Source organism: Microbacterium sp. HMWF026 (assembly GCF_003061325.1).
GTDB lineage: Bacteria > Actinomycetota > Actinomycetes > Actinomycetales > Microbacteriaceae > Microbacterium > Microbacterium testaceum_E.
The window spans coordinates 1-8,639 of sequence record NZ_QAJB01000360.1; the positions used below are offsets into that span (position 1 = coordinate 1).

Genomic DNA, 8,639 nt, shown 5'->3' on the forward strand with positions numbered 1-8,639 from the left:
CGGCCGGCTCCCCCGGTTCCCCCCGCGGCCTCTCCCGCGGAGCGCGCCGCCGACCCGGCCACCGATCCCGGTCACGGCGCCGAGAAGCGTTTCGGCCGTCCGTGGACGCTGCAAGCGCGGTTGATGACCGCCGTGATCGGGATGGTCGCGTTCATCCTCGTGATGATCGGCATCTCGACCAGCGCCATCCTCAGTCAGGTGCTGTACGTGAACCTGGGGGCGCAGGTCGACGAGGCCGCGTCGTCGATCCAGCCGCGGACGGCGTTCCAGAGCACCGCGGAGCAGGTGCTGCAGTCCGGATTCTTCGACTCGGGCACCCTGCTCGTCATGAACTCCCGCAGCGGCATCACCGGAGCCGTCGTCGGCGACACGGGGGCTCGCGCCCTCACCGACGACGATCTCGGCCGGATCGCCGACAGCCTGCAGGCGGCCGACCCGAACGCGCAGACGGTGGAGCTGCCGAACCTCGGAGAGTACCTGGTCCGTTCGTTCCCCACCCCGGGGAGCAACTCCCTCTTCCTCGTCGGGCTGCCCCTGTCGCAGGTGACCGGCACGATCGGCGCCATCCTCACCACCGTCGCCCTCGTCACCGCCGGCGGTCTGCTGCTGCTCGCCGTGGTGATCGCGATCGTCATCCGTCTGGGGCTGCGTCCCCTGCGCGCCGTCGCCGAGACCGCCACGCGCGTCGCCTCGCTGCGCATGGACCAGGGCGACGTCTCGATCACCGAGCGCGTGCCCGCCGAGCAGGTCGACGCGCACACCGAGATCGGCCAGGTGGGCTCCGCGCTGAACACCCTGCTCGACCGCGTCGACGCCTCGCTCTCGGCACGTCAGCGCAACGAAGAGATGATGCGCCGGTTCGTGGCGGATGCCAGTCACGAACTGCGGACGCCCCTGGCATCCATCCGCGGTTTCAGCGAGCTGTCGCTGCGCGCCATGCGGCAGGCGCAGGACGACGAGAGCCGCCAGAGGATCGCCCTGGCCGTCGAGACGACCGAACAGTCGCTCGAGCGCATCCAGGCGCAGTCGCTGCGGATGACCACGCTCGTCGAGGATCTGCTGCTGCTGGCCCGGCTCGACGAGGGGCAGGAGCTCGTCTACGGCTCGGTCGACCTGACCCGGCTCGCGGTCGAGGCCGTGGGCGACGCGCGTCCCGCGGGGCCGGATCACTCGTGGACGATCGACGTCCCCGACACCCCCGTGGAGCTCGCGGGCGACGCCTCGCGCCTGCACCAGGTGGTCGCGAACCTGCTCGCCAACGCCCGCACGCACACCCCCGCCGGCAGCGTCGTGGCCGTCTCGGTGGCGCACGAGGGCTCCGAAGCGGTATTGCGCGTGCACGACGACGGCCCCGGCATCGACCCCTCGGTCGCCTCGCAGCTGTTCGAGCGCTTCGCCCGCGCGGACCGCTCGCGCGACCGCAAGACCGGCGGTACGGGACTGGGCCTGTCGATCGCCAAGGCCATCGTCGACGCCCACCACGGCACCATCACGGTGCGGAGCACGCCGGGTGACACGACGTTCGAGGTGCGCCTGCCGGCGAAGCCCGCCGACCCGGCCTGAGCGGAACGGATGCCGGGGCTCACCCGCAGCGCGAGGTGACCGCCGTCCGCGCCGCCTCGAGGTCGGGTCCCGGTGCCACCTCGACGTCGGGGATCAGCGGGCCGTTCTGGAGCGTTCCGGCGCGGTCGACGTCGTAGGTGGTGGTGAGGATGAGCCACGACCCGTCGCTGAGCTCGCGCACCTCGTTGCCGGTCGTCAGCCCCGCGGTCGGTTTGCCGACGCGGACGGCATCGGCCTGCCCCTGGAAGGCGATGGCCACGATCTCGGCCGCGCTCGCGGTCATCGACGAGGTCATCAGCGCGACGGGCGCGTCGATCGTGAAGCCCCCGGGCGTGGTCGTGTCGGGCCCGCCGGGCGTGGACACCACTCCCCCGTCCTCGACCCGCGCCCAGGCGATCTCGCCGTCGCGCTGCAGTCCCACGACGTCGCCGTCGTCGAGCAGCGGGGCCGCGACCGCGAGCATCGGCCAGGCATTGCCCCCGCCGTTGGTGCGCAGGTCGATGATCCATCCACAGGTGGTGGTGGGCACGGCATCCCGCATCGCCGTCAATCCGGCGTCGACGTACGCCGACATCGCCTCGGCGGACTGACCGTTGAACGAGGGCAGCGTGACTCGCGTCACGCCCGCGGAGGTCGACGCGGTCGGCACCGCGAAAGCCGCCCCGGGCTGATCGGCCGCCTCGTAGGCGGCGACATCGACCGGTGGGGCGAAGCTCGAGTGCTCTCCGCCCGCAGCGACCGCCAGCTGCTGCAGGCCCGCGTAAGTGTCCTCGATCGTGGGGGCCGCGCGCAGGGTCGGCCCCAGGTCGTCGACCGCCCGCCGGAACTCCTCGGAATCCGCGTGGATGCCGTCACGCATCTCGGCGATGGCGGCGTCCACGTACGCGGACACCGCGGTGTCGGTCGTCGGGCCCGCGCACCCGGCGCAGAGCGCGACCGCCGCGGCGAACACAGCCGCGAGGCCGCCCCAGGGGTGGGAGAGGGAGCGCATGCCCCCACTCTCTCCCTTCGCGGCGCACGATGCCAAGCGCGCGTCAGTACCCCGCGAACGCGTCCGTGGTGAGCGACTTCGCCCTCGTCAGCGCCGGGGCGAGCGCCGAGATGAGCCGCGGGGGTCCCGAGACGTAGGCCGCGCGACGCGCGATGTCGGGCACCGCCGCGACGAGGGCGTCGGCATCCACCCGGTCCGGTCCCGCCCACGTCCAGTTGGCGGGGAGATCCGACGGTTCGTCGCGCGAGAACACCACCACCGGGATGCCGCTCGCGGCGATGTCGTCGCGGAACGCCAGCTCCGCCGCCTCCGACACGACGTACACCAGGACGACGTCGCGCTGCTGGCCCGAGGCCACCAGGTGACGCAGCTGCGATACGAAGGGGGTCACCCCGATCCCCGCCGCGACCAGCAGCACCGGCGCCGTCGGGCGCGACGGCAGCACGAAATCGCCCCACACCCCCGTGACCGCGAGCGTGGAACCGTTCTCGACGGCGGCGAGGGCGCGCTTGTACGACGACAGCGACCCGTCCTTGAACGCGATCCGCACCTCGGGCAGATCCTCGGGCGCCGAGGCGATCGAGAACTCCCGTCGTGTGCCGCGCCCGTCGGGCCGGCGGTGCGGCACGTCGAGCTCGAGGTACTGCCCCGGAGAGAACCGGAACGGCCGGGCCGCGCGGAAAGTGAGCTCCCGCACCGTGGGGGTGAGGTCGCGCCGCCCCTCGACGCGCAGGCGCACCGCCGCCCGCAGGCAGAACAGGAACGCCAGCAGGTTGCCGACCAGCAGCGCTCGCTCCTGGCCCAGGGTGATCTCGCCCACCGGCAGCGGCCATCCCGCCAGCACGCCGACGAGGATCGCGACGGCGTACTGCTGTGCACGGCGCGGCGGCAGGGTGAGGGGCTCGGACAGCATGAAGGCGCCGAGGAACAGGAACGGCGACGACAACGCCACCTGCGACAGCACCGCCGGGACGTCGACCGCGAAGCCCGCCGCCTGGAACTGCACGGTCGTGCGAGCAAACGCCACGGTCATCGCCACGACCCAGAACGTCACGACGATCGGCAGCTTGTCGGTGCGCAGCAGCAGCACGACACCGAGGACGAGAACGGGACCCGCCAACCACGGCGACCCCACCCACCACGCCGACCCGCCCAGGTCGGGGGCGAAGACGCTGAGGACGGTCAGCACCGTCGCCCCGGTCGCGGCCGGGTTGAAGATGTGGCGCCCCCGCCAGGCGAGGACGTATTTGCTCGCGGATGCCACGACCCCCGCGATCGCGAGTCCCGCCAGGCCCAGCGGCTCGACGCTCGGGCGCACCACGAACAGCAGGATCGCGGCGGTGATCAGCGAGGACTCCAGGCGGAGCGGCATCCGGAGCATCTTCTGCGCCACGGCGTCGGTGAGAGCGCACGCGATCGTGAGCACCACGATGCTGGCAACGAGCTCCAGCGGCTGCGGTACCACCAGACCGGCGAACGACAGCACGAGCGAGATCACCGCCAGCAGGCCCACCGCCGACAGCACCAGGCGGTACATCGAGACCCGGCCGATCACGCCGAGCACGCGGGTCGACCCCGCGGTGAGCGTTGCGCTCATGAGAAGACCTCTCCGTCGAATCCGGGCGACCACTCCACGCGCCCGTCGGTGCTCATGCGGACCCAGTCGGCATCCCAGGATGCCGCCAGCTCGGGCCCGCCGTCGAAGAACAGCGCCGTGGCCAGGGCGTCGGCCCGCATCGCCGTCTCGGCCAGCGCCCACGTCGCCGCGTACGCGCGCACGGGTGCACCGGTACGGGCGTCGAGGACGTGATGCAGTCCGTCGCCCCACGCCCGCCGGTTGATGGCCGAGGCGCACAGGGCCCGGTCTGCCACGGTCACGACGCCGATCGCGCGCGAGGCGTCGTACGGATGCTCGAGACCGACGCGCACGGGCGCGCCGCGGGCGGCCAGGTCGCCCGAGGCGTCGACGACCACGTCGCCCGGCGCGTGGGAGGCGACGACGTCGAGCACCCGATCGACCAGCCGACCCTTGCCGAGCGCACCGACGTCGATCGTCGCGGGCGCCGCGAGCGAGAGCGAGCCGTCCCACCGCAGCGTCTCGCGCCACGCGGGAGCCGGACGCGGCTCCCCCCGCGGCATCAGGCTGACGCGCGCGTCGTAGCCCAGTCGCGCGAGCGCCTCGCCCACGAGCGGGTTGACCGCCCCACCGGTCGCCGCGTCGAGCTCGTCGTACAGCGAGAGCATGGCATCCGCGTCCTCGGGAAGGGGGACGGATGCCACCCGCCCCGCCGCGAGCGCCGACACCAGCGAGTCGTCGCGGAAGCGCGACCACTCGCGGTCGAACCGGTCCACGGCCGCGGCCACGGCGTCGCGGGCGAGCGGGGGCAGGGGCGCCGCCGTCTCGATCGCCCACGACGTGCCGATCGCGTCGAACGTCCATGACGCGCGCGTCGCGGTCGGGGCGGGCATGTCGGTCAGGCCTTGGCCTCGGTCTTGATCGCGTCGACGGCCTTGTTGAACCCGCCGCTGGTGAGCGAGGAGCCGGCGACCTTGCTGACCGAGATCTCGTCGAGCTTCTTGCCGACGACCTCGTCCTGGATGCCGCCGATGAACTCGCTCTGATAGCGGCGGGACTCCGCGGCCTGCGGGTCTCCGGTGACCTCGACGGCCGTGACCGTGTCACCGGCGATCGTCAGCGTCACGTCGACCGTCTCGACGCTCTCGGGCGTGGCGTACTGGCCCGTGGCCTCGTACTGGCCGTCCTTGTACGTGCCCGACGCGCTCGACCCCGCGGCGGCGCCGGTCGAGGCGGGCGACGAGGCGGCGGGGGCTGCGGCGCTCTCGGCGGGGGCGGCCGCGCCGGTGGCGCCTCCCGCGCACCCGGCGAGGGTGGCGATGCCGGCGACGCCCAGCAGGGCGGTGCCGATGCGGACGGGACGGGGTACGGCTGCGGTGCGGATCATGGGGGTCCTCCTTCGGTCGTGCCTCGCGGCGCGGTTCGTGCTCACGGTAGGGACACGACCTCGGCGCCGAGCCGGTTCATTCTTTTGTGCGGCCTGTGAGCCGGCGTCCGGGCCGCCACCGCTCCCCCGTATCGGAGAGCCGCCCCGCACGCCCGCGGGGAACTGACGGCGGCGCCGAGCCCCAAACGCGCGCAGCCGCCTCCGGGAGGGAGACGGCTGCGCGCAAGGATCGAACGTTACGCGTCGCCGCCGAACATGCTCGTCACGGAGCCGTCCTCGAACACCTCGTGGATCGCGCGGGCGAGCAGCGGGGCGATGGGCAGCACTGTCAGGCGGTCGAAACGCCGCTCGACGGGCAGCGGCACGGTGTCGGTGACCACGACCTCGTCGATCGCGGCATCCTGGAGTCGCTGCGTGGCCGGGTCGCTGAAGATGGCGTGCGTGGCCGCGACGATGACCTTGCGGGCGCCGCTGGCCTTGAGCGCCTGCGCAGCCTTCTGGATGGTGCCGCCGGTGTCGATCATGTCGTCGACCAGCAGGCAGGTGCGGCCCTTCACGTCACCGACGATCTCGTGCACCGAGACCTGGTTGGCGACCTTCGGGTCGCGACGCTTGTGGATGATCGCGAGAGGCGCGCCGAGGCTGTCGGACCAGGTGTCGGCCACGCGCACGCGGCCCATGTCGGGAGAGACGACCGTGAGGGTCTCGCGGTCCTCGCCGGTCAGGCCCTGCTCGAAGTGCTCGAGCAGCACGGGCTTGGCGAACAGGTGGTCGACCGGGCCGTCGAAGAATCCCTGGATCTGCGCGGCGTGCAGGTCGACGCTCATGATGCGGTCGGCGCCGGCGGTCTTGAGCAGGTCGGCGACCAGACGAGCGCTGATGGGCTCGCGGCCGCGGCCCTTCTTGTCCTGACGGGAGTACGGGAAGTACGGGGCGACGACCGTGATGCGCTTGGCCGACGCGCGCTTGAGCGCGTCGAGCATGATGAGCAGCTCCATGAGCCACTCGTTGACCGGCGGGCCGAAGGACTGCACGACGAAGACGTCGCATCCGCGGATCGACACCTCGAAGCGGGTGTAGATCTCGCCCGAGGCGAAGGTGCGGTGCTCGGTGGGCGCCAGCTCGGTGCCCAGGTGCTGCGCGACCTGCGCGGCCAGCTCGGGGTGCGAGCGACCCGACGCGACGACGAGCCGCTTCTTGGTCTTGGCGACGAGCCCGGGGGCGATGCCGTTGTCGCGGTCGAGGTCTACACGATTCTTCTTACGAGCCATCGGCCGCTTCCTGTTCAGCCCGAGCCCGCGCGGCCACGTCGGCCGCTGCAGTACCCGGTCGGTTCTTCTCGACCCACCCCTCGATGTTGCGCTGGGGGGACACGCTGAGCGCCAGGGCACCGGCCGGGACGTCCTTGCGGATGACCGCTCCGGCACCCGTCTTGGCACCGGCTCCAATCGTAACCGGCGCGACGAAGACGTTGTGCGATCCGCTGTGCACCTCGTCGCCGATGACGGTGCGGTGCTTGGCGATGTCGTCGTAGTTGGCGGTGATCGCGCCCGCACCCAGGTTGACGCCGCGACCGATCTCGGTGTCGCCGATGTACGACAGGTGCGGGACCTTGCTGCCCTCGCCGATCGAGGAGTTCTTGACCTCGACGAACGTGCCCACCTTGCCGTTGACACCCACGCGCGCGTTGGCGCGCAGGTACGCGAAGGGACCGACGGTCGCACCGGCCTCGACGACGGCGAGCGTGCCGTCGGTGCGGGTGACCGTGGCGTCCTCGCCGATCTCGCAGTCGACCAGGCTCGTGTCGGGGCCGATCGTGGCGCCGGCCGCGATCACCGTCGCGCCCCGCACGTGCGTGTTGGGGAGGATCGTGACGTCGGGGGCGAGGGTCGCGGTGACGTCGATCCAGGTCGTGGACGGGTCGACCACGGTCACGCCCTCGAGCTGCCAGCGTCGCACCGTGCGGGCGTTGAGCGTGCGCCCCGCCTCGGACAGCTGCACGCGGTCGTTGACGCCGAGCGCGGCTGAGGCGTCGGCGGTGAGGGATGCCGAGACCCCGCGCTGCGCGTCGCGCAGGAGCCCGATCACGTCGGTGAGGTACTTCTCGCCCTGTGCGTTGGCCGTCCCCACGAGCGCGAGCTGCTCGCGCAGCGGCGCCGACTGGAAGACGTAGACCCCGACGTTGATCTCGGTGACCGCGGCCTCGTCGGCCGTGGCATCCTTCTGCTCCACGATGCGGCGGACGCCGTCCGCCTCGTCGCGCAGGATGCGGCCGTAGCCGAACGGCTCGTCGACGCGGGCACTCAGCAGCGTCACGGCGCTGCCGCCGGTGCGGTGGGTCGCGAGGAGCTCGGTGAGCGTGCCCGTCTCGAGCAGGGGGACGTCGGCGCTGAGCACCAGCACGTCTCCGGCGAAGTCTCCGAGGGCGTCGAGGGCGACCTCGACAGCTCGACCCGTGCCGGGGATCTCGTCCTGATCGACGATCACGACGCCGGGGGCGAGCTCCGTCACGGTCTCGGCGACGAGCTCGCGCTCGTGGCGCACGACCACGACGATGCGGGCCGGGTCGAGCGAGGCCGCGGTGTCGAGCACGTGACCGACGAGCGGCCGGCCACCCACCGGGTGCAGCACCTTGGGAGTTCGGGAGCGCATGCGCGTTCCCTGACCCGCTGCGAGGACGACGACGGCCAACTCGGTCGGTGATGTCATGCTCCGCCGCCAGGATTCGAACCTAGACCTAACAGCTCCAAAGGCTGTCGTGCTGCCGTTACACCACGGCGGACCGTGCCCGCGGGCACCGGTCAAGTCTGCCAGACGTGGACGCCGGGCGTTCGTCCGGTGCCGGCGGCGCGCTCACGGGGACGGGCTCTCGACATAATGAGGGGGTGAGCCGGGACAGCGACGAGGTCGACCGCATCGTCGACGCGTGGGTGCGTCAGCGCCCCGACCTGGACTTCTCTCCCCTCGAGGTGCTCTCGCGCGTCGCTCGGCTCTCGCGACACCTCGACATCGCCCGCAAAGAGGCGTTCCGTCGCAGCGCCGACAGCACGTCCCACTCCCACGATTCGATGTCGCTGCGACGGAACGCCTCTTTGCGGGCGATGTCGAGGTGTCGCGAGAGC

The 8,639-nt window shown here is 72.1% G+C and carries 7 protein-coding genes, 1 tRNA gene and 1 pseudogene; 2 read left to right on the plus strand and 7 right to left on the minus strand.

Features of this window, described 5'->3' with window-relative positions; genetic code table 11:
- Positions 1–162: 162 nt before the first annotated feature.
- Entirely contained in the window at positions 163–1,563 is a 1,401-nt protein-coding gene (locus DBR36_RS13395; RefSeq protein ID WP_308810960.1) for an ATP-binding protein, read from the plus strand.
- A gap of 19 nt (positions 1,564–1,582) precedes the next feature.
- Here the strand turns inward: DBR36_RS13395 and DBR36_RS13400 are convergent, their stop codons facing one another.
- From DBR36_RS13400 to DBR36_RS13430, 7 genes are all read right to left on the minus strand, one after another.
- Entirely contained in the window at positions 1,583–2,554 is a 972-nt protein-coding gene (locus tag DBR36_RS13400; RefSeq protein WP_108320165.1) for a S41 family peptidase, read from the minus strand.
- Between the two features lie 43 nt (positions 2,555–2,597).
- A complete protein-coding gene (locus tag DBR36_RS13405; RefSeq protein ID WP_108320167.1) occupies positions 2,598–4,151 on the minus strand; it encodes an FAD-dependent oxidoreductase in 1,554 nt (517 codons plus the stop codon).
- Positions 4,148–5,023, minus strand: coding sequence for an FAD:protein FMN transferase (locus DBR36_RS13410; protein WP_108320169.1), 876 nt, complete (start codon positions 5,021–5,023; stop codon positions 4,148–4,150). The genes DBR36_RS13405 and DBR36_RS13410 overlap by 4 nt, the downstream gene beginning before the upstream one ends.
- Before the next feature lie 5 nt (positions 5,024–5,028).
- Complete coding sequence (locus DBR36_RS13415) at positions 5,029–5,517, minus strand: hypothetical protein (RefSeq protein WP_108320171.1); 489 nt, start codon at positions 5,515–5,517, stop codon at positions 5,029–5,031.
- A gap of 236 nt (positions 5,518–5,753) precedes the next feature.
- Positions 5,754–6,788, minus strand: a complete 1,035-nt coding sequence (locus tag DBR36_RS13420) for a ribose-phosphate diphosphokinase (RefSeq protein WP_108320173.1) — start codon at positions 6,786–6,788, stop codon at positions 5,754–5,756.
- Positions 6,778–8,226, minus strand: coding sequence for a bifunctional UDP-N-acetylglucosamine diphosphorylase/glucosamine-1-phosphate N-acetyltransferase GlmU (gene glmU / locus DBR36_RS13425; protein WP_108320175.1), 1,449 nt, complete (start codon positions 8,224–8,226; stop codon positions 6,778–6,780). Before glmU ends, DBR36_RS13420 begins: the two co-directional genes overlap by 11 nt.
- A 1-nt stretch (position 8,227) precedes the next feature.
- A tRNA-Gln gene (locus DBR36_RS13430) sits at positions 8,228–8,299 on the minus strand.
- A 103-nt stretch (positions 8,300–8,402) separates the two neighbouring features.
- Here DBR36_RS13430 and DBR36_RS18495 point away from each other — a divergent pair.
- Positions 8,403–8,639, plus strand: a pseudogene (locus DBR36_RS18495) (MarR family transcriptional regulator); the annotation flags it as partial.

Excerpts from the sequence above, each read along its gene's own strand:
- DBR36_RS13400 (WP_108320165.1), bottom strand. The coding sequence starts at position 2,554 with ATGCGCTCCCTCTCCCACCCCTGGGGCGGCCTCGCGGCTGTGTTCGCC.
- DBR36_RS13410 (WP_108320169.1), bottom strand. The coding sequence starts at position 5,023 with ATGCCCGCCCCGACCGCGACGCGCGCGTCATGGACGTTCGACGCGATC.
- DBR36_RS13395 (WP_308810960.1), top strand. The coding sequence starts at position 163 with ATGATCGGCATCTCGACCAGCGCCATCCTCAGTCAGGTGCTGTACGTG.
- glmU (WP_108320175.1), bottom strand. The coding sequence starts at position 8,226 with ATGACATCACCGACCGAGTTGGCCGTCGTCGTCCTCGCAGCGGGTCAG.
- DBR36_RS13420 (WP_108320173.1), bottom strand. The coding sequence starts at position 6,788 with ATGGCTCGTAAGAAGAATCGTGTAGACCTCGACCGCGACAACGGCATC.
- DBR36_RS13405 (WP_108320167.1), bottom strand. The coding sequence starts at position 4,151 with ATGAGCGCAACGCTCACCGCGGGGTCGACCCGCGTGCTCGGCGTGATC.
- DBR36_RS13415 (WP_108320171.1), bottom strand. The coding sequence starts at position 5,517 with ATGATCCGCACCGCAGCCGTACCCCGTCCCGTCCGCATCGGCACCGCC.